21 protein-coding genes and 1 pseudogene are annotated in these 25,293 nt (G+C 59.1%); 15 read left to right on the forward strand and 7 right to left on the reverse strand.

The window, feature by feature from the left end; genetic code table 11:
- The 4 genes and pseudogenes from PHI30_RS02385 to nifJ all read right to left on the reverse strand — a co-directional run.
- Nucleotides 1-200: pseudogene (locus tag PHI30_RS02385) on the reverse strand (electron transfer flavoprotein subunit beta); the annotation flags it as partial.
- A gap of 17 nt (nt 201-217) precedes the next feature.
- Complete coding sequence (locus PHI30_RS02390) at nt 218-1,354, reverse strand: acyl-CoA dehydrogenase (RefSeq protein ID WP_300023400.1); 1,137 nt, start codon at nt 1,352-1,354, stop codon at nt 218-220.
- A gap of 93 nt (nt 1,355-1,447) precedes the next feature.
- Nucleotides 1,448-2,899: a 4-hydroxyphenylacetate 3-hydroxylase N-terminal domain-containing protein gene (locus PHI30_RS02395; RefSeq protein WP_300023402.1), complete on the reverse strand. Its 1,452-nt coding sequence runs from the start codon at nt 2,897-2,899 to the stop codon at nt 1,448-1,450.
- 209 nt (nt 2,900-3,108) lie between these two features.
- Nucleotides 3,109-6,609, reverse strand: coding sequence for a pyruvate:ferredoxin (flavodoxin) oxidoreductase (nifJ, locus tag PHI30_RS02400; RefSeq protein WP_300023405.1), 3,501 nt, complete (start codon nt 6,607-6,609; stop codon nt 3,109-3,111).
- A gap of 347 nt (nt 6,610-6,956) precedes the next feature.
- On the opposite strand from nifJ, the gene PHI30_RS02405 reads away from it, so the two are divergent.
- From PHI30_RS02405 to PHI30_RS02465, 13 genes are all read left to right on the forward strand, one after another.
- On the forward strand, nt 6,957-7,304 hold the full coding sequence (locus PHI30_RS02405; RefSeq protein WP_300023408.1) for a hypothetical protein: 348 nt from the start codon (nt 6,957-6,959) through the stop codon (nt 7,302-7,304).
- On the forward strand, nt 7,258-7,623 hold the full coding sequence (locus tag PHI30_RS02410; RefSeq protein WP_300023411.1) for a hypothetical protein: 366 nt from the start codon (nt 7,258-7,260) through the stop codon (nt 7,621-7,623). The genes PHI30_RS02405 and PHI30_RS02410 overlap by 47 nt, the downstream gene beginning before the upstream one ends.
- Before the next feature lie 410 nt (nt 7,624-8,033).
- Nucleotides 8,034-9,443: a hypothetical protein gene (locus PHI30_RS02415; RefSeq protein WP_300023414.1), complete on the forward strand. Its 1,410-nt coding sequence runs from the start codon at nt 8,034-8,036 to the stop codon at nt 9,441-9,443.
- 293 nt (nt 9,444-9,736) lie between these two features.
- Entirely contained in the window at nt 9,737-11,458 is a 1,722-nt protein-coding gene (ilvD, locus tag PHI30_RS02420; RefSeq protein ID WP_300023417.1) for a dihydroxy-acid dehydratase, read from the forward strand.
- Between the two features lie 72 nt (nt 11,459-11,530).
- Nucleotides 11,531-12,424 (forward strand): dihydrodipicolinate synthase family protein, encoded by an 894-nt coding sequence (locus PHI30_RS02425; RefSeq protein ID WP_300023419.1) that lies wholly within the window; start codon nt 11,531-11,533, stop codon nt 12,422-12,424.
- A gap of 168 nt (nt 12,425-12,592) precedes the next feature.
- Nucleotides 12,593-13,816, forward strand: a complete 1,224-nt coding sequence (gene arcA, locus PHI30_RS02430) for an arginine deiminase (protein ID WP_300023422.1) — start codon at nt 12,593-12,595, stop codon at nt 13,814-13,816.
- Between the two features lie 175 nt (nt 13,817-13,991).
- Nucleotides 13,992-14,990: an ornithine carbamoyltransferase gene (argF, locus tag PHI30_RS02435; RefSeq protein WP_300023425.1), complete on the forward strand. Its 999-nt coding sequence runs from the start codon at nt 13,992-13,994 to the stop codon at nt 14,988-14,990.
- A gap of 13 nt (nt 14,991-15,003) precedes the next feature.
- Nucleotides 15,004-16,392 carry a YfcC family protein gene (locus tag PHI30_RS02440; protein WP_300023427.1) on the forward strand — a complete coding sequence of 463 codons (1,389 nt, stop codon included), beginning with the start codon at nt 15,004-15,006 and terminating at the stop codon, nt 16,390-16,392.
- Nucleotides 16,393-16,730: 338 nt separating this feature from the next.
- Nucleotides 16,731-17,630, forward strand: coding sequence for a transporter substrate-binding domain-containing protein (locus PHI30_RS02445; protein ID WP_300023430.1), 900 nt, complete (start codon nt 16,731-16,733; stop codon nt 17,628-17,630).
- Nucleotides 17,631-17,725: 95 nt separating this feature from the next.
- On the forward strand, nt 17,726-18,511 hold the full coding sequence (locus PHI30_RS02450; RefSeq protein ID WP_300023433.1) for an amino acid ABC transporter permease: 786 nt from the start codon (nt 17,726-17,728) through the stop codon (nt 18,509-18,511).
- Nucleotides 18,495-19,271, forward strand: a complete 777-nt coding sequence (locus tag PHI30_RS02455; protein ID WP_300023436.1) for an amino acid ABC transporter ATP-binding protein — start codon at nt 18,495-18,497, stop codon at nt 19,269-19,271. The genes PHI30_RS02450 and PHI30_RS02455 overlap by 17 nt, the downstream gene beginning before the upstream one ends.
- Nucleotides 19,272-19,375: 104 nt before the next feature.
- Nucleotides 19,376-20,182 carry an amidohydrolase gene (locus PHI30_RS02460; protein WP_300023439.1) on the forward strand — a complete coding sequence of 269 codons (807 nt, stop codon included), beginning with the start codon at nt 19,376-19,378 and terminating at the stop codon, nt 20,180-20,182.
- Entirely contained in the window at nt 20,149-20,820 is a 672-nt protein-coding gene (locus tag PHI30_RS02465) for a hypothetical protein (protein ID WP_300023442.1), read from the forward strand. The genes PHI30_RS02460 and PHI30_RS02465 overlap by 34 nt, the downstream gene beginning before the upstream one ends.
- 81 nt (nt 20,821-20,901) lie before the next feature.
- On the opposite strand, the gene PHI30_RS02470 is transcribed toward PHI30_RS02465, so the two are convergent.
- Together PHI30_RS02470 and PHI30_RS02475 are read right to left on the reverse strand one after the other, a co-directional pair.
- A complete protein-coding gene (locus PHI30_RS02470; protein ID WP_300023445.1) occupies nt 20,902-22,290 on the reverse strand; it encodes an MATE family efflux transporter in 1,389 nt (462 codons plus the stop codon).
- Nucleotides 22,287-22,736, reverse strand: a complete 450-nt coding sequence (locus PHI30_RS02475; RefSeq protein ID WP_300023448.1) for a MarR family winged helix-turn-helix transcriptional regulator — start codon at nt 22,734-22,736, stop codon at nt 22,287-22,289. The genes PHI30_RS02470 and PHI30_RS02475 overlap by 4 nt, the downstream gene beginning before the upstream one ends.
- 179 nt (nt 22,737-22,915) lie before the next feature.
- Between PHI30_RS02475 and PHI30_RS02480 the strand changes: the two genes are divergently transcribed.
- Nucleotides 22,916-23,761, forward strand: a complete 846-nt coding sequence (locus tag PHI30_RS02480) for a DegV family protein (RefSeq protein ID WP_300023450.1) — start codon at nt 22,916-22,918, stop codon at nt 23,759-23,761.
- A gap of 54 nt (nt 23,762-23,815) precedes the next feature.
- Here the strand turns inward: PHI30_RS02480 and rbr are convergent, their stop codons facing one another.
- Entirely contained in the window at nt 23,816-24,427 is a 612-nt protein-coding gene (gene rbr / locus PHI30_RS02485) for a rubrerythrin (RefSeq protein WP_300023453.1), read from the reverse strand.
- 142 nt (nt 24,428-24,569) lie between these two features.
- Here rbr and PHI30_RS02490 point away from each other — a divergent pair, with 142 nt between their 5' ends.
- The gene (locus tag PHI30_RS02490; protein ID WP_300023455.1) at nt 24,570-25,226 is read left to right on the forward strand and encodes a peroxiredoxin; all 657 of its coding nucleotides are present in this window, start codon (nt 24,570-24,572) and stop codon (nt 25,224-25,226) included.
- The last annotated feature ends 67 nt before the right edge of the window (nt 25,227-25,293 follow it).

Genomic DNA, 25,293 nt, shown 5'->3' on the forward strand with positions numbered 1-25,293 from the left:
GCAGCGGGGGGAGGACCCATGGTGACCACGGTGACTTTGCAGCCGGTGGCGTCCTTGAGCTTCAGCGCGGCTTCCACCGCGTTCATGTCGTCCGGGTTCGTGATGGTCTGCATGGATGCACGGTTCAGCGTGCCGTCCGGATTCACGGCCACCTTGCCGGAGGTATCGGGGACCTGCTTGACACATACAATAATCTTCATGTCGTTTCTTCCTCCTATCACAGACCCATGTTGGCGGAGATGACGATGCGCTGGACCTCGGAGGTACCCTCGTAGATCTCGGTGATCTTCGCGTCGCGCATCATGCGCTCCATGGGATAATCACAGGTATAGCCGTAGCCGCCGAACATTTGCAGCGCCTTGGTGGTGACCCACATGGCGGTCTCGGAGGCGGACAGCTTGGCCATGGCGGCCTCCTTGCTGCAGCGGACGCCCTGACCCTTCATGGTGGCGGCCTGATAGGCCAGCAACCGGGCGGACTCAATGCGCAGGCACATATCGGCAAAGGTGAACTGGGTGTTCTGGAACTTGCTGATGGGCTTGCCGAACTGGACGCGGCCCTTGGTATACTCAACGGCCTCGGCCATGGCGCCCTCGGCAATGCCCAGCGCCTGGGCGGCGATGCCGATACGGCCGGTATCCAGCGTCTGCATGCAGATCTTGAAGCCGGCGCCTTCCTTGCCCAGCAGGTTCTCCTTGGGGACAATCATGTCCGTGAACACCAGCTCGGAGGTGTGCACGCCGTGGAGACCCATCTTCTCTTCCACCTTACCGATGGAGAAGCCGGGGAAGCTGCTTTCAATGATGAAGGCGGAGAGGCCCTTGTTGCCCTTGGACTTGTCGGTCATGGCGAACACCACGAACACGCCGGCGTCGGGGCCGTTGGTGATGAAGCACTTGGAGCCGTTCATGACGTAGTGGTCGCCATCCAGCTTGGCCTCGGTCTGGCTCTTGGAGGCATCGCTGCCGGCGTTGGGCTCGGTGATGCCCATGCCGCCCAGCACGCCGCCCTTTGTCAGCATGGGGAGGTACTTCTGCTTCTGCTCTTCGGTGCCGTGCTCAAAGATGGGCACGCAGCACAGGGTGTGGCCAGCCACGATATCGCTGGTGGAGGCGCAGGCCTTGGCCAGCTCCTCGGTGCAGATGGCGGCGGAGAGCTGGTCGGCGCCCATGCCGCCGTACTGGGTGGGAATGGTCATGCCCATGACGCCCAGCTTAAACAGCTTGGCAACGTTTTCGGCGGGGTATTCGTGGTTGCGGTCAATCTCGGCCGCGATGGGCTTTACTTCGTTTTCGGTGAAGGCCTGCATCATCTTGCGGACCAGGGCCTGTTCACGAGTGAGAGAAAAATCCATAGTCTTTCTTCATTCCTTCTTTATTATTAGCGCGCCTCCGGCCCCTGACCGGGCATATGTATGGAGCTGCGCTGAGAGGGTTTAAAAATTTGCTTATTCCTTGGTACGGCCCACGCCGGCAATGTTGGCGGCAAACTTCTTCTTCTGCTCCAGACCGGAGAGCTTGCCGTACATGACCTTCTGAGCCTGGGGAGAGCCTGCGCCGTGCATGGATTCCACGAGGGCGGTGCCGCCGGTCATGTTCTCCAGCAGACGGCCCACGCGCATGCGGTCCTCGGTGGGGATGCCGCTGACGCCCTGGAGGTACTTTTCAACCCACTTGCCGATCTCGGGGTTTCTCAAATCGGACTCGGAGGGCATGGTGGCGATGATGCCGCCGCCGATATCCTGGGCCAGACGGTCGATATCATAGATGAGCTTGGTGACGTTGTGCTTGCAGACGTTGGCCATCAGGCGGTCCACAAAGTAGGCGCCGGAGGGGGTCGGCCCGCCCATGCAGGCGGCGGCGACGGCGCAGGCGTACAGCGTTTCCGTCAGGTGCATCATCTCATTGAGCTTATCCTTGATGTGGCTTGCCTTGCTGGTGCCCTGATAGTCGGCCCACAGTGCTGCGGCGCCGATGACAACGTCGCTGACGCCGCCCTTGCATCCGCCGTAGTTGGAGCGGTGATAGCAGGCAAAGCGCTCCACCAGCAGACCGGAGAACTGATACTCGCCGTTCATGAACACATACTCGTTGGGAACGAACACGTCGTCCAGAACCGTCAGGCACTCGCCGCCCACGATACCGTAGTTGGCGTTGCCCTGATCGATCGCGCCCTCGCACTTGCGGTCGTCGTTGGTCTGGCGGCCGAAGATGTGGGTGACGCCCGGGGCGTCCACAGGGATGGCGCAGGAGACGGCGTACTGCGCCTCATCTTCCTGCATGCCCATGGTGGGCATAATGAGCATCCAGTGGGAGTTGACCATGCCGGTCATGTGGGCCTTGGCGCCGCGGATGACAATGCCGTCCGGCCGCTTTTCCACCACGTGGACGAACATGTCGGGGTCCTTCTGCTGGCCGGGACGCAGGCTGCGGTCGCCCTTGGGGTCGGTCATAGCGCCGGCGACCATATAGTCGTTGTCCTGCACCATGATGAGGAACTTCTTGAAGCGCTCGTGATAGTCGGTGCCCAGCGCCTTGTCGCACTCATAGGTCACGGTGTAGGTGGCATTCATGGCGTCAAAGCCCACGCAGCGCTGATAGCAGGTGCCGGTCTTTTGGGAGATGGTACGCAGCATCTTGGCCTTCTTCAGAAGGTCGTCAGTGGACTGGTGGACGTGGGTGAAGCGGTTGATCTTGTGACCGGTGAGGTGGGAGGTGGTGGTCATCAAGTCCTCGTACTCCTTGGTGTTGGCCAGTGCGTAGGTCATGGAGGCGGAGTTCACATGGCCCCGGATAAAGGGATGGTCAATGACCGCGCGGCTGTCCAGCAGCTCGCCCTTTACGTAGACCCGGATGTTCCGCTCGCGCAGGCTATCCTTATACTCCTGAGCAGTTTTCATAATCTATAATCCTCTCTTCGTGCATACTCCCGCGGCGCGGCGAAACCGCCCGCGATTTAATGGAAGGTTTAAGGCGACATTGCCTCCCTCGCCGATCCAGTGATGGAAAACCGGCCCGTCTCTAGGACCGGCCGCTTGCGCGGTCGGTCCAGAGCCGGCTTTCCAACTGGGTTAGGAAAGGGAGGAATGGTATGGATATAGGGGGAAACTTACCGCTTGCTCATGTTGACGTAGTTGTCATAGCGGTCCTGTGCGCCCTGTGCGGCCTCCGCGAAGAGCTTCTTGGCGTCCTCGGGGAACTTGGCCTCCAGAGAGGCAAACCGGCGCTCGGAGCGGATGAAGTCGATGAAGTCGTTGGCGGGAGCCTTGGAATCCAGAGTGAACGGATTCTTGCCCTCTTCCCGCAGCATCGGGTTGTAGCGGTACAGGTGCCAGTAACCGGCCTCCACGGCGCGCTTCATCTCCTGCTGGCAGTTGCTCATGCCCTTGGGGATGCCGTGAGACGTGCAGGGCGCGTAGCAGATGACCACGGAGGGGCCGGGATAGGCCTCGGCTTCGCGGAGGGCCTTGAGGGTCTGGTTGGGATCGGCGCCCATGGCCACCTGTGCCACATAGATGTAGCCGTAGCTCATGAGCATCATGCCCAGATCCTTCTTCTTGGTGCGCTTGCCGGCAGCGGCAAACTGCGCCACGGCGCCCACGTTGGTGGCCTTGGAGGACTGTCCGCCGGTGTTGGAGTACACCTCGGTATCCAGAACCAGCATGTTGATATCCTTGCCGGAGGCCAAGACATGGTCCAGACCGCCGAAGCCGATATCGTAAGCCCAGCCGTCGCCGCCGAAGGCCCAGACGGACTTCTTGGAGAGGAATTCCTTGTTCTGGAGGACGAAGTCTGCGGAAACCTTGGCCTCCGCCTTCACATCGGCGCTCTCAAGAGCGGCCAGCAGGTCGTCGGAGACCTCGCGGGAAACCTCGGCATTGTCCTTGCCGGCGAGATACTTCTCGCAAGCGTCGGCAGCAACGCCGGCGTCCTTGAGCTGCTGGACTGCGTCCACGAGCTCGCTGTTGACGGTCTCGTGGGCCTGCAGGAAGCCGAAGGCAAACTCGGCGTTGTCCTCAAACAGAGACTGCTCCCAGGGAGGTCCGAAGCCCCGGTCGTCCGTGCAGTAGGGCGTGGAGGGCAGAGAGCCGCCGTGGGCCGCGGTGCAGCCGGAGGCATTGGCGATGTACATGCGCTCGCCGAAGAGCTGGGTGACCAGCTTGATGTAAGCGGTCTCGCCGCAGCCGGCGCAGGCGGGTGGGAACTCGTAATAGGGCTTTGCGAACTGGCTGCCCTTGACGGTCTTGACGTTGACGGCGTCCTTCTTGACGGGGACGGTCTCAATGCCGTAGGTCCAGTTCTCGGCCTGCACAGCCTGTGTGGCGGCGGGCTTCAAGGTCAAGGCGTTGTCCTTGGCGAGGCAGGCGTTGACGCAGCAGCCGCAGCCGAGGCAGTCGTAGGGGGAAACCTGAATGCGGAAGCCATACTTCTCGAGGCCGGGGCCCTTGGCGGCGATGGTCTCAAATCCGGCGGGAGCAGCCTTCTTCTCCTCTTCCGTCACCAGCACGGGGCGGATGGCCGCGTGGGGGCAGACGTAGGCGCACTGGTTGCACTGGATGCACTTGCTGGCATCCCACTCGGGAACCATGATGGCGTCGGCACGCTTGTCGTTCTTGGAGGTGCCGTTGGGCCAGGTGCCGTCCACGATGCCGTACTTCTGGAAGATGGACACGGGCAGCTTGTCGCCCTGCATCTGGTCCAGAGGCTTGAAGATATCATGCAGGAAGTCGTGCTTGCCGTCGTCCTTCTCCTCCAGGGGAGCGTTCTTCCAGCTCTCGGGGATCTCCACGGCGTGCAGGGCGTTGACGCCCTCGTCCACGGCGGCGCAGTTCATGTCGACCACCTTCTGGCCGGCCTTCACCAGGTACGTCTTTTTGATGGCGTCCTTCATGGCGGTGATGGCGGTGTCCATGGGGATGATGTCAGCCAGCTTGAAGAAGGCGGACTGCAGCACGGAGTTCGTGCGGTTGCCAAGGCCCAGCTTCATGGCGATATCGGAAGCGTCGATGGTGTAGAATCTGGCGTTCTTCTCGGCAAGGCCGCGCTTGAGGCTGCCGGGCAGGTGCTGTTCCAGCTCGGCCTCGTTCCACTGGCAGTTCAGCAGGAAGGTGCCGCCCTCCTTGAGGTCGCTGTCCACGTCGAACTTTTCGAGGTAGGCGGCGTTATGGACGGCCACAAAGTCAGCGGCCTGGACCAGATAAGTCGCATGGATGGGGTTGTCGCTAAAGCGCAGGTGGCTCTGGGTAACGCCGCCGGACTTCTTCGCGTCATATACAAAGTAGGCCTGGGCGTACTTCTCGGTCTGGCCGCCGATGATCTTGACGGAGTTCTTGTTGGCGCCCACCGTACCGTCGCCGCCGGTACCCCACAGCTTGCAGGAGATCTCACCCTGCTTGGGCAGGATCAGATTCTTGGTGGGCAGAGAGGTAAAGGTCACGTCGTCCTCGATGCCGATGGTGAAATCGGTCTTGGGGGCGGACTGGGCGAGGTTTTCGTACACGGCCACGATCTGGCTGGGGGTGGTGTCCTTGCCGGCAAGGCCGAAGCGGCCGCCAACGATGGAATCAAAGCTGCGCTCGGAGCTGGTCAGAACGGCCTTGACGTCCAGGAACAAAGGCTCGCCCACGGAGCCGGATTCCTTGGTGCGGTCCAGCACGGCGACCTTCTTGACGCTTGCGGGCATGGCAGCGAGGAAATGCTTGGCGGAGAAGGGACGGAACAGGTGCACGGAGATCATGCCGACCTTGCGGCCCTGCTTGTTGAGATAGTCCACGGTCTCGCGCATGGTCTCGGTGCCGGAGCCCATAGCCACCACAACTTCGGTGGCATCCTCGGCGCCGTAATAATCATACAGATGATAGTTGCGGCCCGTCAGCTTGTTGATCTCGTCCATGTAGTGCTGGACGATCTCGGGGATCTCCGCGTAGTGGGAGTTGCCGCCCTCACGGCCCTGGAAATAGGTCTCGGAGCTGGCGGTGGTGCCGCGGACGTGGGGATGCTCGGGGTTCAGGCTGTGCTTGCGGAAGGCGTTAACCTGATCCATGTCCACCAGAGGACGCAGCGCCTCATACTCCAGCGCGTCGATCTTCTGCATCTCGTGAGAGGTGCGGAAGCCGTCGAAGAAATGCATGAAGGGATGACGGGCCTTGATGGCGGCAAGATGCGCCACAGCGCCCAGGTCCATTGCCTCCTGCGGGCAGGAGGACGCCAGCATGGCAAAGCCGATGGAACGGCAGGTCATCACGTCGGAATGATCGCCGAAGATGGACCACATGTTGGAGGCCACGGTCCGGGCAGAGACGTGGAACACCGCGGGCAAAAACTCGCCGGCCATACGGAACATGGGAGGAATCATCAGCAGCAGACCCTGTGCGGCGGTATAGGTGGTGGTCAGCGCACCGGCCTGCAAGGAGCCGTGGCAGGTGCCGGCCGCACCGGCCTCGGACTGCATTTCAATGACCTTTACGGGTTTCCCAAACAAGTTTGTTTTACCCTGAGAGGCCCACTCGTCGACGGCCTCTGCCATCTGGGAGGAGGGGGTGATCGGGTAAATGGCTGCAACCTCAGTAAAAGCGTAAGATGCATAGGCAGCAGCGGTATTACCATCCATTACAACTTTGTGTCCCATTTCTGATCCTCGATTCTTCTTTTTTTCTGCGGGTAACAGTGATAGCAACTTGGGTTTCAATGAAAAACATGCCGATTGTCAAACGATCGCAAGCCCCCTTTATAAAAGCCCGTACTGCGGCGGGCAAAGCGGCCGCAAGTTCAGTTTGCTTGATAATTATTTGACAATAATGGGCAAAAAAACGGGCGTCTGCAGTGAGGTACGATGCGGCGCGGCCGTTCTGAAAGTGGATTTCCGAAGGGCGACGATCGGGGAAGCAAACGCTGAAACAGTAATACAAGCGCCCCAAAAGGAACCAGACACTGCTATCATAACTTAATATACCGTTTTTGCCAAGTGGGGTCGATAACCTTTGTCGCGTTTTTGATTTCAAATGCGGACACTATTTCCGTCGTGCAATTCCACTGAAAAAGGAGGAAAAAAGAACGGCCTTTCGGGAAAAAGCAAAAGAATTTGGGCAAAAAAGCGGGGAATTTCCACAATATTTTTCATTGTATCGGCATAATTGTAATAGGAAACGCAATAAAATGCAAATTATGTTTTTTGATTTTCACTTTAATATTTCATACATTCACCCTGCTTGCCCCCCTATAAAAGGCATTTGCGTGAAAATAAAAACAAAACAGCGCTTTGGAATATTTTTTGGCAAAAAACAGCCCTTTTTTTCAAATATGTAAAAAAACGATTGCGCAAACGGTGGAATTTTTTAGGGCCAAACGGTTTGCCTGCGGAAAAGAATACGGCGGTTCCGCGTGTAAATTTGTGATATTTTTTACCTCCGTTTTTGCTGAAAACAGGGATATTTTTCAGATGAAATCCTCCAAAAAAGCAATTAACAATATGTTAAAATATGATAGTTACATGATAAACTGCGTGAAAAATAAAACGGATACAACAAAAAGAATTTCAAAAAAAGCAGAAAACCTGCAAAAAATAATCTTATTTACAATAAAATCACAAAAATACAGCCAAAAGTACATTGGTCAAATTTCATAAAGTCAAAATTTTGTCAATGTTTCTATCTGAAATCAAAAAGCATATTTTTAGATATCACACAGTTCTTGAAAAGTTGATATCTTGTGGTAAAATAGGCATTGATAGATGTCGATGAAAACACAGATACCAATTGCGCTTGCACCAAAGGAAAGAGAGAATGTGAAAGGGAGGTAGAAAAGGGAGAAGCTTGCGAAACAGACACAGGCAAACGGACCGGGGTCCTCTCCGTGCCGTTTGTCAGGATCCGTGATGCCGGCAGGACGTACGACGTGTTATCACGCATGCGTCCGCTCTCAGCGCTGACGCGGGCGAGTATGCACCCGGGTCGGTGCGGCAATCCGCTTAGCCATGGCGGGAAGTCGCATGCAAGTTCTTATGGCTACGTTAAAATTATAGGAGGTACTACTATCATGACGCAGTTTATTCTGGCGATCATCATCTCCGTCGCTGTGCTGGTTTTCTTAATCGTAAAGATGAACGTTCACCCCGTTATTTCCCTGTTTATCGGTGGCGTTCTGGCCGGTTCGATTCTGGGCATGCCCCTGGTCGATACGGTTGGCACCATTGCCAGCGGTTTTGGTTCCACGCTGGGCAGCATCGGTATGACCATCATCTTCGGCTCCATTATCGCCTGCTCTATTCGCGATTCCGGCGCCGCCAAGTCCATGGTCAACTTCTTTATTAAGCTGTTCCGCGGCAAGAACCTGGAGCTGTCCACCGGTATGGCCGCTTACATCATGTCCATCCCCGTTTTCGGCGATGTGACCATGGTTTTGATCAGCCCCCTGTGCGCCATCATCGGCAAGCGCCAGCACAAGCCCATGGGTCTGATGGCTTCCATGACCATCCTGCCCCTGAACCTGACGCACTCCATGGTGCCCCCCACCCCCGGCATCCTGGCTGTCTCCGTCCTGCTGGGCGCAGACCTGGGCCTTGTCATTCTGTGGGGCATCATTTGCTCTCTGATCGCTTACCTGCTGACCTGGGTCCTCATGAAGGGCTGGGCCGCGAAGGACTTCTATCCCCCCAAGCCCGAGTATGTGGAGGGCATTGAAGAGGTCTCCAGCAGCGATTACCACGATCTGCTCATCAAGGAAGAGGGTCTGCCCAGCGTGCTGGCCGCCATGTCCCCCATCCTGCTGCCCGTTATTCTGATCGCTCTGGCCTCCTTTGCCGACATGACCATGGCCGAGGGCTCTACCGCCCGCGTGATTCTGGATACCATCGGCAACCGGAACATCGCCATGTTCCTGGGCGTTGTGTGCGGCTGGCTGCTGGCTGCTACCCATAAGGAAAAGGCTCTGGCCAGCTTCAACAGAACCACTGGCAAGAAGGAGACCAACCTCTTCCAGATGATGTTCAACGGCTGGGTCGGCGAAGCACTGGAAGTTGCTTTGATCCCCCTGATCGTCACCGGCTTCGGCGGCGGTTTTGCCACCATCATCAAGGGCGCTGAGGCTGCCGGTCAGCTGGGCGACGTTGTCGCCGCCACCGGCTTCCCCGGCATGCTGGTTCCCTTCGTCATCGGTGCCGCTATGGAATGCGCCGTCGGTTCCCGCACCACCGCCGGCATGACCGCCGCCGGTCTGTGCCTGCCCATGCTGGGCTCTCTGGGCATCAGCCCCGTTGCCTGCGCTGTGATGATCGGCGCCGGTACCATGATCGTCTCTCACGTCAACGACTCCGGCTGGTGGGTCAGCATGTCCATGTTCAACATGGATGCTCCCCGTACATTCAAGTACAACACCCTGGTCGGCGGCGTTGCCGGTTTGATCGCCGGTGTTGCCGGCTGCATCTTCATCGTTGCCGGTTTGATGTAATCCACGCAGAGCTTTCGCAATTCGGGAGAAGGCAGATCGCTGCCTGATCCAACAGTCGCATTCTTGACAATTTGGCTTGCGAGCAACCAATGAAGCGCAGAGAGGGCCACCGCTGCCTTTGCCTGTATGGCGGCGGCGGTGACCCTTTCCCAATCAGGACCGGCTTCGTGAAAGCCGGGCGGATTTTTGCGATCCGCCGGATACCATCGGCACATGACATTTGAAAAAAGCGGCGGGCGGAATGGCAAACGTCATGCCACCGCTGTTAATTTAATAAACATAAGGAGTTTACTATGATTCAAAAGAGTTTGAACGAGAGACGCTTTTGGGCGCAGTTCGATGCACTGGAAATGGGCACCGGCTGGGACGATATTGACATCACGAAGCCGCAGATCATGGTGGAGAGCGTTTACGGCGACTCCCATCCCGGCAGCTATCACCTCAATCAGATGGTGGAGCAGGCCGTTTACGGCGTGTATGAAAAAGGCGGTAAGCCTGCCAAGTATTACGCCACCGATATCTGCGACGGCTGCACCCAGGGCCATGACGGCATGAACTTCGTGCTGGCCTCCCGCGAGGCCATTGCCAACATGGTGGAAGTCCACGGCAGCGCAGTGCCCTGGGACGGCATGATCCTTGCCTCCAGCTGCGACAAGTCCATCCCCGCCCACCTGAAGGCGGCGGCCCGTCTGGACATTCCCACCATCTTTATGCCCGGCGGCTCTATGCGGCCCGGTCCCAACATGACCACCTCCATCGTGGCCGGCGACATCTCCCTGCGTGAAAAGCGGGACGGCGCCATCACGCCCCAGGAAGTGCGGGACTACAAGCTGACCGGCTGCCCCTCTGTGGGTGCGTGCACCTTCCTGGGCACCGCCTCCACCATGCAGTGCCTTGCCGAAGCGCTGGGCTTGACCCTGCCCGGCGCCGCGCTGGTGCCCGCCACCATGCGGGACCTGCTGCAATATTCCCGCGAGGCGGGCCGCAAGATCATGGAGCTGGCGGAAAAGGGCATCACTGCCAGCCAGATCATGACCCCTGCCGCCTTCCGCAACGCCATCATCATCCATAGCGCCATCGGCGGTTCCACCAACGCAACGCTCCACCTGCCCTCCATCGCCCGGGAGATGGGCTACGAAATGCCCATCGAGCTGTTTGACGAGATCAACCATCAGGTGCCCCACATCGGCAACATCTATCCCTCCGGCACCCAGCTGACCGAATCCTTCTGGTTCGCCGGCGGCGTGCCCATGGTCCAGTGGCTGTTGCAGGACATGCTGGATATGGATGTCATGACCGCTACCGGCAAGACGCTGGGCGAGAATCTGGAGGACCTGAAAAAGGACAACTGGTTCGAGCGCAACCTCGGCTACCTCGCCAACTACGGCCTCAAGCGCGAGCAGGTGATCTTCCCGGTGGAAAAGGCCCACGAAAAGGGTTCCGTGGCCATTTTGAAGGGCAACATCGCCCCCGACGGCAGCGTGGTGAAGTACGCCGCCTGTGCGGAGAACCAGCGCGAGGTGGTCAACGCCAAGGCTCGCGTGTTCAACAGTGAAGAGGACGCTTACGACGCCGTGGCCAAGAAGCTTATCAATCCCCACGAAATCGTCATCATCCGCTACGAGGGCCCCCGCGGCTGCGGTATGCCCGAAATGGTCGCCACCACGGAGGCTATCTGCTGCGACGAGCGGATCAACGGCACTGTTGCCCTGATTACCGACGGCCGCTTCTCCGGCGCGACCCGCGGCGCCGCCATCGGACACGTTTCTCCCGAGGCTGCTGCCGGCGGCCCCATTGCCTTCCTGGAAGAGGGCGACCTGATTTCTTACAGCGTGGAAAACCGCTCCATCAACATGACCGGCATCCACGGCGTGCCCTGCTCCGTGGAGGAGGCCACCGCCGAGCTTACCCGGCGCTCCGCCAAGGGGATCATCCCCCGCGAGCCGCGCAAGGGCTTCTACAAGATGTATACCGAGCACGCCCACTCCGCTATGCAGGGTGGCGGCTTGGAGTGATTTCCGGCAGAGATGAAACAGACCAAACAAAAACAGGGGAAACCGAATCGAACGAAGAAAGGGAATCAGATTATGAATGCGGCATTTCTTGCTCCCGCAATTACGCTCTTCAACGAGGATGGTACGCTGGACCTCACCAGCCAAGAGCGGCTTTACAACAATTTGATTGAAAACGGCATTGACGGCATTTTAGTGGAGGGCAGCTCCAGCGAATTCTTCGCCCTGAACATGGAACAGCGCCGGGAGATGGCGAAGTTCGCCATTGAAAAAGTGGCCCATCGCGTGAAGCTCATCATCGGCACGTCCAGCATGGTGGCCGATGAGATCATCGCCTTTTCCAATTACGTACTGGATGCCGGCGCTGACGCCGTGATGATTCTGCCTCCCTATTACTTCCATTTCGGACCGGAGGCACTGCTGCAATACTATGACCGTCTTGCCAAGGAGATCCACGGCAACATCTACATCTACAACTTCCCCGACAACACCGGCTATACCATCCCCCCCGAGACGGTGGTGCAGCTGGCGCTGATGCATCCCAACATCGTGGGACTGAAAGACACCATCGGCGGCATGGACCACACCCGGGAACTGATTAAGCTGGTCAAAAGCCGTGTCCCCACCTTTGAAATTTACTCCGGCTTTGACGACAACTTTGCCCGCAACGTCATCTCCGGCGGCAACGGCTGCATCGGCGCACTGAGCAATCTGGTGCCCGAGATCACCTCCGCCTGGGTGCGCGCCTTCCGGGAAAACGATTTGGACGGCATCGCCAAGGGCCAGCAGCGCATTGACCGTCTGATGGACCTGTATGCCATCCGCAATCCGTTCCTGCCTGTTTTGAAGGAAGCCATCAAGCTGCGGGGCATTGCCTCCTCCAGCGCCGGAACCTTCCCGATGCCCAACGCCACCATCGAGGACGACGCACGGATTCTGGAACTGCTGGCAAAAGAAAACCTCCGCTGATTTTCGCGTTATTAAAAAACCCCCGCCACGAATTTCGTGGCGGGGGTTTTTTGCGTCGCCCCAACATTTTATGAAAATTCAAATTCACACGCATGAAAACGCGAAATCCAGAAACCCTAGTTTACAGCGAACTACCCTACTTTTTGACCCTGAAAAGGAGTGAGCCAATTGGAGACGGGAATCCATAACACGTCTGAAATCGGCCGGTTGAAAAAGGTTTTGCTGCACCGCCCCGGCGGAGAGCTGGAAAACCTGATGCCGGAATATCTGGAGCGTCTGCTGTTCGACGATATTCCTTACCTGCGGGAGGCGCAGCGGGAACACGACGCCTTTGCCGACTGTCTGCGCCAGCAGGGCGTGGAGGTCGTGTATCTGACGGACCTTGTGGCAAACTCGCTGACCAGCGACGAGGTCCGGCAGGACTTTATCCGTCAATTTTTAAAGGAGTCCGACGTGCAGGACCCCCGCACGGGAGAGCTTCTGGCGGATTACTTCGGTAAAATGCCGGATAAAGAGATGATCTCCGCCATGATGGCGGGCGTCCGCAAAAGCCAGCTGCGGGGCAAGGGCGGAAAACTGGGAGACTATCTCTCCGCCGCGGAGGATGGGTATCCCTTTGCCGTGGACCCCCTGCCAAACCTCTATTTTACCCGGGACCCCTTTGCCACCATCGGAACGGGCGTTTCCATCCACAAAATGCACACCGCCACCCGGAACCGGGAGACGCTCTTCGGCAAATTTATTTTTGAGCACAATCCGGAGTATCGGAACGCACCCCGCTGGTACGAGCGGGGCGAGACCAGCTCTCTGGAGGGCGGCGACATTCTGATCCTCTCCCCTCAGGTGCTGGGCGTTGGCATCTCCCAGCGCACCCGGGAGGACTCCATCGACACGCTGGCGGAGACGGTGCTCTCCGAGAGTCCCACCTTCCGGAAGGTGCTGGCCTTCAACATTCCCAAAACCCGCTCCTTCATGCATCTGGACACGGTCTTTACCATGGTGGACCGGGACAAGTTCACCGTCCACCCCAACATTCTCTCCAGCATCACCGTGTTCGTAATGGAGCTGGACGAAAACCGGAAGATGAAGATCCGGCAGGAGGACGGGCGGCTGGAGGACATTCTCAAAGAACACCTGAACCTGGACCATGTGACCCTCATTCCCTGCGGACAGGGCAGTGAGATCGACGCCGCACGGGAGCAGTGGAGCGACGGCAGCAACACGCTGGCCATCGCCCCCGGCGAGGTGGTGGTCTACTCCCGCAACTACGTGACTAACCGTTCCCTCGAAGAGGCGGGCATCCGCATCCACACCATCCCCAGCGCGGAACTCAGCCGCGGCCGGGGCGGACCCCGGTGCATGTCCATGCCGCTGTGGCGGGACGATCCGTGAACGTAAGAAAGAGGGAGCACGCTCCCCCTTTCGATTCCCCACCGCCAGTGACCAAGTCACTGGTGAACGCCGCCCAAGGCGGCTGGATCAAGGAAGTTTGCCCACGTACACGCCGCAGTCAAAATCTTAAAATGGATGCCTGCGGCAAGTTCAATCATGACAAGGAGATAATAAGATGGCAGTGAATCTGAAAGGCCGGAGCTTTTTAACTCTGCAAGACTTTACCCCCGAGGAAATCCGGTATCTGCTGGATCTGGGGCATGACCTGAAGGCCAAGCGCCGCGCCGGCATCTGCGACCCCGCTTTGAAAGGCAAGCACATTGTGCTGCTGTTTGAAAAGACGTCCACCCGCACCCGCTGTTCCTTCGAGGTGGCCGCCACACAGGAAAGCGCCCATGTCACGTATCTGGACGCAAACAGCTCCCAGATGGGAAAAAAGGAGTCTCTGGAGGACTCCGCCAAGGTGCTGGGCCGCTTTTTTGACGGCATTGAGTACCGCGGCTACGAGCAAAAAGCCGTAGAGGACCTGGCGAAATTTTCCGGCGTCCCGGTCTGGAACGGCCTGACCGACGCCGACCATCCCACCCAGATTCTGGCGGATATGATGACCATTGAGGAGCATTGCGCGAAGCCCCTGAACAAGGTGAAGGTGGTGTTCCCCGGCGATGTGCGCAACAATATGTGCTACGCGTGGATGATCGGCGCGGCGAAGATGGGCATGCACTTTGTGGGCCTTGGCCCGGAGCAGCTGGCCAAGGAAATGGACCCTGAGATCGTCAAGCGCACCTTTGCCACGGCCCGGGAAAACGGCGGCCTCATTGAGATCACCGACGACAAAAACTGCCTCAAAGACGCCGACGTGATCTACGGCGACATCTGGGCCTCCATGGGCGAGGAAGCGCTGATCCCCGAGCGGGCCAAGCTGCTCTCCCCCTACCGCGTGACGGAGGAGACCCTCAAAGCCACCGGCAATCCGGACGTTTTGTACCTGCACTGCCTGCCTTCCTTCCACGACCTGGACACCAAGCTTGCCAAGGAGTGGGAGGAAAAGGGCGTGGACATTCGGGAGGTCACCGACGAGGTGTTCCGCGGCCGCCACAGCGTGGTGTTTGACGAGGCCGAAAACCGGATGCACTCCATTAAGGCCGTTCTGGTGGCCACCATCGGCAAATAAGGAGGGAGGCCCCTTGGGCAAATCCAAATTCCGCATGCCTACCGCGTATACGATTTTGTTCCTGCTTATCATTTTGGTGGCGGTTGCCACATGGTTCATTCCCTCCGGCGCCTATGAGTATGTGGACGGTGTGCCCATAGCCGGGTCCTACCATCTTGTAGAGCCGACGCCCCAAGGCGTGGGAGACGTGCTGAAGGCCGCGTTTTCCGGGTTTTACGACGCGGTGGACGTGTGCGTGTTTATATTGATGGTAGGCGGTTTCCTGGGCATTGTAATGAAAACCGGCGCGGTGGACGCGGGCGTCGGCAGCGTGATCCACCGGCTGGGCGGCCGGGAAAAATGGCTCATTCCCATTTTGATGCTGCTCTTTGGACTGGGCGGCACCACCTACGGCATGTGGGAGGAGACCATGGCCTTCTACCCGCTGCTCATTCCTGTGTTCCTCGCGGCGGGCTATGACGCGGTGGTGGGCATCTCCGTCATTTTGCTGGGCGCGGGCGCCGGCATCATCGCCTCAACGGTCAACCCCTTTGCAACCGGCATCGCCGCAGGCTTTGCCGGCGTGTCGCTGGGGGAGGGCATTGTGCTGCGGGTACTGCAATGGATCGTGTTCGAGGGGGCGGCCGTCTGGTTTGTAATGGCCTACGCCGCCCGGGTGAAAAAGAACCCGTCCCGGTCCGTGGTGGGCGTGGGCGCGGGCAAGCTCCATGTGAGCATGGAGGAGTCCGTGCCCTTCACCACCCGCCGCAAAGGCATTATGGTGCTCTTCGGCCTGACCTTTCTCGTGATGATCTACGGCGTCATCCCCTTTGACGAAATGGGACTGCCCCTGCCTGCGCTGGGGTGGTGGTTCCCGGAGCTTTCCGCCCTGTTTCTGGTGGGCGGCATTGTCATCGGTCTCATCGACCGCATGGGAGAAGAGGACATCGCCGACACCTTCGTGGCGGGCTGCGCCGACCTTCTGGGCGTGGCCTTCATCATCGGCATCAGCCGCGGCATCACCGTTTTGATGAACGACGGCGGCATCACCGACACCGTCCTCCACTGGGGCGAGCAGGCCCTCTCCGGCGCAGGCAGCATCAGCTTTGTTCTGCTGGTCTACCTCATCTACCTGCCTCTCACCATTTTGATCCCCTCTTCCTTGGGACTTGCCACGCTGTCGGTGCCCATTATGGCGCCGCTGGGCAAATTCGCGGGCGTGGGCGGCGATCTGGTGGTGACGGCGTTCCAGTCCGCGTCGGGCCTTGTGAATATCATCACGCCCACCGCAGCGGTGGTCATGGGCGCGCTGGCGCTGGGCCATGTGCCCTACGACCGGTGGGTCAAATATGTCTGGAAGCTGATTTTGTATTTTCTGGTGCTGACCATGGCGTTTCTGGTGGCGGGCGTGCTGCTGGGATAAAGAAAGCAACAAGCGGGCGCAAATGCGCCCGCTTGTTCGCGCGTGAACGACAGCTCGTATGCAAATATGAAATGCATATTCATTGCAATTATTCACCCGGAACTGAGCAAAACGCACAAACAAACCCTGTAAAACCATGGAAAATGCTGCTATGTTTCACGTCACAGACAAAAACGACCAAATAAATATGCATTTTTTCTGAAAAAGTATTGACAGGGACAGTCGGGCGTGGTAAGGTATCCACAGTCAACGGGAGGAAAACCTTTCCTTCTGGCAAAGACGATTTTACCTCTCCCCGCGAGGGAAGAGAACTTTGATTGGAAAAGGAAGATTGCATCATGAAGAAAGCATTTGCACTGCTGCTGAGCGTAGCAATGGTCCTCTCGCTCGCCGCCTGCGGCGGCAAGAAGGAAGCCGCCCCCGAAAAAACCGACGCTCCCGCTTCGGACGAGACGGTGGATTACGCCGCCATGCCCATTGACGAGCTGAAAAAGAACATCACCACCGTCACCGGCGGCAAGCTGACGGTTGCCACCAGCCCCGACTTCGCCCCCTATGAGTTTTACGCCATTGACGATCAGGGCAACGCCCAGCTTTCCGGCTTTGACATGGCCTTGGCGCAGTACATCGCCGACTATCTGGGTCTGGAGCTGGAAGTGGTCCCCATGGACTTTGACGGCGTTTTGAGCGAGGTCACTGCCGGCAACGTGGATCTGGGCATGGCCGGTCTTTCTCCCGACCCCACCCGGATGGACGCCATGGACTTTTCCGACATCTACTATCAGGGCGGCCAGTCTCTGGTGACCACCCAGGCCAACAAGGATAAGTGGACGGAGCTCTCCCAGCTCAACGATCCCTCTCTGGCCATTGGCGCCCAGCTGGGCTCCATTCAGTACGATCTGGCCGTGTCCAACACCCCCGACGCCGACATCGTGCAGCTGGCCAAGGTGACGGACGTGGTTTCCGAGCTGCTGGGCGGCAAGCTGGACGCGGGCTTCATCGAGACCGTGGTGGCGGAGAGCTATCAGAAGAACTATCCCGATCTGTACATTGCCTTCGATGTGCCTTATGAAGTGGAAGGCTCCGCCGTGGGCGTCGTCAAGGACAATGCGCCGCTGCTGGCGGGCGTCAATCAGGCCATTGCCGCCGTCTTGGCGGACGGCTCTATGGATGACTTTGTGACCCAGGCCAACGAGCTGGCTGCCGGCGACATCCACGAGGGTCTGCTGGAAGGCTAAGCCCCTTTTCAAAGAAATATTCGCGTTTCCTCCCCGCTGATTTGCGGGGAGGATTTGCGCGTTCTAAGAAAGAAGCCCCGAAAGGAGTTCACGCAATGAAAATTTCCGCAGCAGGTTTTGCAAAGGTGTTTCAGTACGCCGACATGTTCAAGGAGGGAATGCTCTGCACCGTCTACCTCTCCTTGTTCACGGTCATTTTGGGTTTTCTGCTGGCGCTGGCGCTGGCCGTGATGCGAATGACCAACTTCCGCCCCTTCCGCGCCCTCGGGCTGGACCGGGACGGGCACTTGCGCGACGGCGGCTTTTTGCTGCTGCTCAGCCGCTTCAATCCCATCAGCTTTCTTGCCACGGTGTATGTGGAGATCATCCGCGCCACGCCCATGCTGGTGCAGCTGTTCATTGTCTATCAGGTGGTGTTCAATAAGAACGTCATCAATCTGCCCTCCGTCACCGTGCTGGGCTTTTTGAAGCTGAACCGCTTTTTGCCCGGCGTCATCGCGCTGGCGTTGAACTCCGGCGCTTATCTCTCCGAGATCATCCGGGCCGGTATCCAGTCCATTGACGGCGGCCAGACGGAGGCGGCCCGTTCTCTGGGTCTCACCCAGGGGCAGAACATGCGCTTCGTGGTGCTGCCCCAGGCCATCAAGAACATTCTTCCCGCCATCGGCAACGAATTTGTGACGATCATTAAGGAATCCGCCATTACATATACCATCGGCGTGCAGGACCTGATGTCCGCTGTGAAGGCGGCGCAGGCGGGCACCTTCCTGGTGCTGGAGCCGCTGCTGGTGGTGGCGGTGATGTACTTCTGCCTGACCTTCCCCACCAGCAAGGTCATTGCCTACTTCGAAAGGAGAATGAGCCGTGGCGACAAGAGATAGTCTCATTCAGGTCACCGACCTGAAGAAATACTACAACAAGGGCGCCATCAAGGCGCTGGACGGCGTCACGGTCAACGTGGAGCGGGGAGACGTGATGGTGGTCATTGGGCCTTCCGGCTCCGGAAAGTCCACGTTTTTGCGCAGCCTGAACCTGCTGGAGGAGCCTACCGGCGGCTCCATCCTCTTTGACGGCGTGGATATTACCAAGCGAAAAGTCAAAAACGCCGAGGGCAAGATCGTGAATCTGGATATCGACCAGCACCGCCAGAAGATGGGCATGGTGTTCCAGCATTTCAACCTCTTCCCCCACATGACCATTCTGGAGAACATGACGCTCGCGCCCATTCAGGTCAAGCACATAAGTCGGGCCGAGGCGGAGGACCGGGCGCTGGCTCTTTTGGACCGGGTGGGCCTCAAGGACCGGGCCGGCGCGTACCCCATCCAGCTCTCCGGCGGTCAGAAGCAGCGGGTGGCCATTGTCCGGGCCCTTGCCATGGAACCCTCCGTCATGCTCTTTGACGAGCCGACCTCCGCGCTGGACCCGGAAATGGTGGGTGAGGTGCTGGAGGTCATGAAACAGCTGGCCCACGAGGGCACGACCATGGTGGTGGTGACCCACGAGATGGGCTTTGCCCGGGAGGTGGGAAACCGGGTTTTGTTCATGGCGGACGGACGTCTTTTAGAGCAGGGCACCCCTGCCGACATTTTTGGAAATCCCCAGCATCCCCGTCTCCGGGATTTCTTAAGCAAGGTCCTTTAAAAGCATATTGCCGGCAAAGGCACGCACGGTGTGCGTGCCTTTGCTGACTCTGTCGCCAAAACCGAAAAAGTGCGAGAATCCAAGAAAGGGAGAAGATGTCTTTGATGAATCAAAACAAACAGGCGGCTCTTGCCGCGGTGGAGAAAAAAGCCCCTCTGGTGGCTGACGTGGCGGATTCCGTCTGGGAATACGCGGAGCTTTCCTTGCAGGAGGAGCGCTCTTGCGCCAAATACTGCGCCGTTTTGGCCCAGGAGGGCTTTACCGTGGAAAAGGGGATCTGCGGCATCCCCACCGCCTTTTCCGCCGCCTACGGCAGCGGGCGCCCGGTGATCGGCCTCCTGGCGGAATACGACGCCCTCTCCGGCCTCTCCCAAAAGGCGGAGAGCCTCACCCGGGAGGAGCGCATTCCCGGCGGCTGCGGACACGGCTGCGGGCACAATCTGCTGGGCGCCGGGGCGTTTGCCGCGGCACTGGGTGTGAAGGCCTATCTTGAAAAGAGCGGCGTCTCCGGCACGGTGGTGCTGTATGGCTGCCCCGGCGAGGAGGGCGGCGCGGCAAAGGCCTTTATGGCCCGGGAGAACCTGTGGCGGGCGCTGGACGCGGCGCTCACATGGCATCCCGATGACGTCAACGAGGTGGTCACCGGCTCCTCCAACTCCTGTATTCAGACCCAATACCACTTTACCGGCGTCGCCGCCCACGCCGCGGGAGACCCGGACCGGGGCCGCAGTGCGCTGGACGCGGTGGAGCTGATGAATCTGGGCGTTCAGTTTCTGCGGGAGCACATGAGCGACAAGGCCCGCGTCCACTATGCCATCACCGACGCCGGCGGTCGCAGTCCCAACGTGGTGCAGCCCCGCTCCAGCGTTTTGTGTATATGGTGCGGTCCAACCATGTGGCGGAGGCGGTAGCCCTACAGGCGCGGGTGGACGACATCGCCCGGGGCGCGGCGCTGATGACGGAGACCACCTACAAAAAGCAGTTTATCGACGCGCTGGCGGACACCGTGCCAAACCACGCGCTGGAGACGGTGCTCTACCGCAATTTCGAGGCGCTGGGCGTTCCCGCCCACACAGCAGATGAGCACGCGTACGCCAACGCCCTCGCCGCCACCTATCCCGGCAGCGACGCGCTTCCCGGCATCGGGGCCGGGTACGACGCCGCCATCGCGGAGACGGTGCGCTCTCTGCGCGCGGCGGCGGGCGGGGCGATGAATGACTTCCTCGTGCCGCTCTATCAGGGGGAGGCCTTCCAGCCCGGCTCCACGGACGTGGGCGACGTGAGCTGGCAGTGCCCCACCGGGCAGATCCACGTGGCGTCCTGGCCCAACGGCTGCCCCGGCCACAGCTGGCAGAATGTCTCCTGCGATCGGACGGAGATCGGCCACAAGGCCGCCGTCCACGCGGGCAAGGTGCTTGCCGGCGCCGTCATCGATCTACTGGAGGACCCGGCGCTGCTGGCGGCGGCCAGAGCAGAATTTGAAAAGCAGACGGCGGCGGGGTATACCTGCCCCATTCCCCCGGACGCCGTGCCGGTGGTGCCGGATTGAGCCCACGCAAATCGTAAAAAATGCAAACGAAGGAGGACCCGCAGCGCGGGTCCTCCTTCGTTTGCCCGGGTGGGGCAGGCTTCATGCTTCGGCAGGCGGCGCTTCCAGCTCCGCCATGCTTTTTTTGAACTGTCGGGCAAAGAGAATCGCGGTGGTGCATACCGCCAGAAAATCAGCCACAGGCTCCGCCAAAAATACCGCAAATGCTTTGCTGGCAAAGAAATGGGGCAGAATATAGATCAGGGGGATCAGCAAAATGATCTTTCGCAGCACCGCCAAAAAAAGGGACGCCTTGGCATTGCCCAGCGCAATGAAGGTCTGCTGGCAGGCGATTTGGATGCCGAAGATGCCGGTGGCGCCCATGTAAACCCGCAGCGCCCAAGCGGCGTAATCCACCAGCTCCGCATTGCTGTTGAAAATCAGGGCGAATACCCGGGGGAACAGCTGCACCAGCACCCACAGTCCCAGAGAGTATACCACGCAGACGCGCAGCAGACAGGAAAACGCGTCGCGCACCCGCTGGGCGCTTCGCGCGCCGTAGTTGTAGCTGATGATGGGCTGAGCGCCCTGGGTGAGGCCGTGCAGGGGCATCATGGCAAACTGCATGATGCTGGTGAGCACCGTCATGGCGCCCACGGCGATGTCCCCGCCGTAGCGGAGCAGGGAGGCGTTGAAGCACGCGGCGATGAGGCTTTCCGTGGACTGCATGATAAAGGGCGCCAGCCCCAGCGCAAGACACGGCGCCACCACCTTTGCCCGAGGGCGCAGACTCTCCCGCCGCAGCCTCCATTTGGTCTGCTTTCCCGAAAGGAAACGCAGCACCCACGCCGCCGACACGGCCTGCGAGAGGATCGTTGCCAGCGCCGCGCCCCGCACGCCCATGTGCAGGCCGAAAATGAAGAGCGGGTCCAGAATGGTGTTCAGCACCGCGCCGATGAGCACCGTCTGCATCCCCACGGTGGTGAAGCCCTGGGCGGTGATAAACCCGTTCATGCCCAGCGTCACCTCCACAAAGAGCGTGCCGAGAGCATAGATCTGCATATACTCCATGGCGTAGCCGATGGTGTTTTCACTGGCGCCAAAGGTGAGCAGCAGCGGTCTTGCAAAAAACAGAAACGCCACGGTCAGGACCAAGGATGCCGCCACCAGCAGCGTAAAGCAGTTGCCCATAATCTGCTCCGCGCCCCGACTGTCGCCCCGCCCCTCCTGAATGGAGGCTCTGGGCGCGCCGCCCAGAGCCAGCAGCGCCGCAAAGGCGGAGATGACCATGATGATGGGCAGGCACACGCCCACGCCGGTCAGCGCCAGCTTGCCCACGGAATCCACAGGCTGCATGTGGCCGATGTATACGCGGTCCACCAGATTGTAGAGCATGTTCACGATCTGGGAGGTGATCGTCGGCAAAGCCAGCGAAAACAGCAAACGGCCCACAGGGCCGTGTCCCAAATCTATCGTTTTCTGCCGCGTCATGCAAGGCCCCCCTTCCCCAGCGAGGTACCGTTGCGCAGGGCCTTCTCCAGCAGCATGTCCAGCTGACCGATCTCCTCGGGAGAAAAGCCGGAGAGCAGGCGCTCGCCGCAGGCATTTTGAATCCGCTGTGCCTCCGCCACCAGCGGACGCGCCGCGTCTGTGAGCGTCAGGTGAACGATGCGCCGGTCCGCCCGGTCCGGTACGCGGGATAAAAGGCCCCGGGACACCAGAAATTCCACGGCCTGCGACACCTGGGATTTGGAAAGCCCCCGGAAGAGCGTCACATCCCGGGCGGTGTCGTATTCCGGATTATTCGCCAAAAACAGCAACACATTCACATCTTTCATGGAAAGACCGGCCTGCTCCAGAAGCGGGTCAAACTGGCGGGTATAAAACTTTCCGAACTGCTGATAAAATTGCAGCATTTGGGTATAAGAAATAGGCATGCCCTTCTCCTCTTCTATTGTTCTTGAAAGAACTGTTCTTTTCAGAACACTCGATACCATACCATTCAAAAGCGGCATTGTCAAGGCCCGAAATACCGGATAAGGATTGACAAACGCTGACCGACGCAGTATGATAAGAAAAAATATGGTATGCAAAACTATATTACAAGGAGATTCATATGACCTGGAACATTGTGGGTGACAGCAGCTGCGATTTACGTGCGGCCGATTTTGAGAGCGACCTGATCCATTTTGAGACGGTGCCGCTGCGGCTCCAGGTGGGTGACCGGGAGTTTTTGGATAACGACGAGCTGGAGGTGCCGCTGCTGCTGGCGGCGATGGGCGTGGAAAAAAGCGCGTCCTCCACGGCCTGCCCGTCCCCGGCGGCGTTTGCCCGCGCCTTTGAAAAGGGGGACCGGACCATTTGCTTTACGATTTCCTCAAGTCTTTCCGGCACCTATAACGCCGCCATGATGGGGCGGGAAATGGTGTTGGAGGAGCATCCGGAAAAGCAGGTCTGCGTCATTGACTCCAAGTCCACTGCCGGTGTCATGGTGCTGCTGATCCGCCGCGCCCAAGAGCTGGTGGAAGCCGCGCCGGAGAGCGATTTCGAGACGATCTGCGGTCAGCTGCGGCTGTATCAGGCCGCGCTGCGCACCTGCTTTACGCTGGAGAGCTTTGACAATCTTATCAAAAACGGCCGGATGCGGCCTCTGGTGGGGACGCTGCTTCATACGCTTGGCATCCATGTGATCGCCGAGGCCACCCCCCAGGGCACCCTCCATGTCTCTGACAAGGCCCGGGGCGAAGCCAAGACCTACAAGGCCATCACCGCGCTGATGAGCGCCAGCAAGGACTGCGCGGGGGCCGAGGTCGTGATCTCCCACTGCGAAAACCTGACGGGGGCGCTGCGGCTGAAGGAACAGATTCAAGCGGACCTGCCCGTCAAGCGGGTGGATATCCTCCCCTGCCGCGGACTCACCTCCTTCTACGCCATGGAAAAGGGCCTGATCCTCGGCTATTGAGTGAAAAAGAGCGTCCGGACAATCTGTCCGGGCGCTTTTTGTATGGGCTGCGTTTTAGCAAAGGACGGAGGCACCGCCCCACGGCGCCATTTCCAGACGGATAAAAAAGCCCTGATCGTGGTTGCACACGGGACAGACCTTCGGGGCCTCCAGCCCCTCTTGGATATGACCGCAGTTCAGGCACATCCAGCCGCACACCGTGTCGGAGACGAACAGCGCGCCGGATTCCAGCAGGTCCGCCAGATGGCCGAAGCGGTTGCCGTGGGTCTGCTCGATTTTGGAGATCTGGCGGAAGGAGGAGGCCACCGCGGAAAAGCCCTCCTTGGCGGCAATCTCCCCGAACGTCCGATATACGGGATCAAATTCCTCATACTCGTTGTGCTGGGCATACCGCAGCAGTTGCACCACGTTGCTTGTCTGGTCCAGCGGGTAGCTGGCGTCGATCTCTACGGTGGTCCCGCCCAGGTCCTTCATGTGGTTGTAGAAGATTTCCGCGTGCTCCTTTTCCTGCCCGGCGGTGAACTGGAACACCGCCTCCAGCACGTGAAGCTTTTGCTGCTTGCACAGCGAGGCTGCAAAGGTATAGCGGTTGCGCGCCTGACTTTCCCCCGCAAACGAGCGCATTAAGTTTTTTAGGGTCTCACTTTCCTGCAAAGAAACTGACATTCATGGTTCCTCCTGTCGTCATTTATGGAAATAGGCTTTGCAAAAACAGCGGTTCCTATGCGAAAGCGGGCGGCCTTTTTGCGCCGGAACGGGAACGCCCGCGCGACATGGGGCATACACTGTCAGGCAAGGAGGTCATGCCATGGACAATCATCTTTCTTTAGGAATGCAGGCGCCGGATTTTTCCGCCGTTACCACCTTTGGACCGCTGCGCCTTTCCGACTATAAGGGGAAATGGGTGGTGCTGTTTTCCCATCCCGGCGATTTCACACCGGTTTGCACCACGGAATTTATCGCCTTTTCCAAGGCGATTGCGCAGTTTGACGCGCGCAACGCCCAGCTGCTGGGGCTGAGCATCGACAGCAATCCCTCTCATCTGGCCTGGGTCTATGCCATCTATCTCACCACGGGCATTCAGGTCCCCTTCCCCGTGATCGCGGACCGGACGGGGGAGATCGCCCGGCAATATGGAATGATCGCGCCGGACGCCAGTCGGCAGGAAACGGTGCGCAACGTGTTTCTCATCGATCCGGAGCAAAAAATCCGGGCGATTTTGATTTATCCGCTGACCAACGGGCGCAGCATCCCGGAAATTCTGCGGCTGCTCACGGCGCTGCAAACCACGGATGAAAACCATGTGGTCACACCGGCAAACTGGCAGCCGGGCCAGCCGGTGCTGGTGCCGCCCCCGCAGACCTATGAAGCGCTGCTGGAGCGGCAAAACAGTCCGGAAAAGCAGGGCCTGACCTGCAAGGACTGGTTTTTGTGCGGAAAAGAGCTGCCGGAGACGACGGAATGAGTTTCCTTCGGCGCAAACCGGGGCAGTGGGCCGCAAGTCAAGCGGAATGAGCGGCCTGCCGCTGAAA

The sequence above is a fragment of the Oscillibacter sp. genome (assembly GCF_028693505.1).
GTDB lineage: Bacteria > Bacillota > Clostridia > Oscillospirales > Oscillospiraceae > Oscillibacter.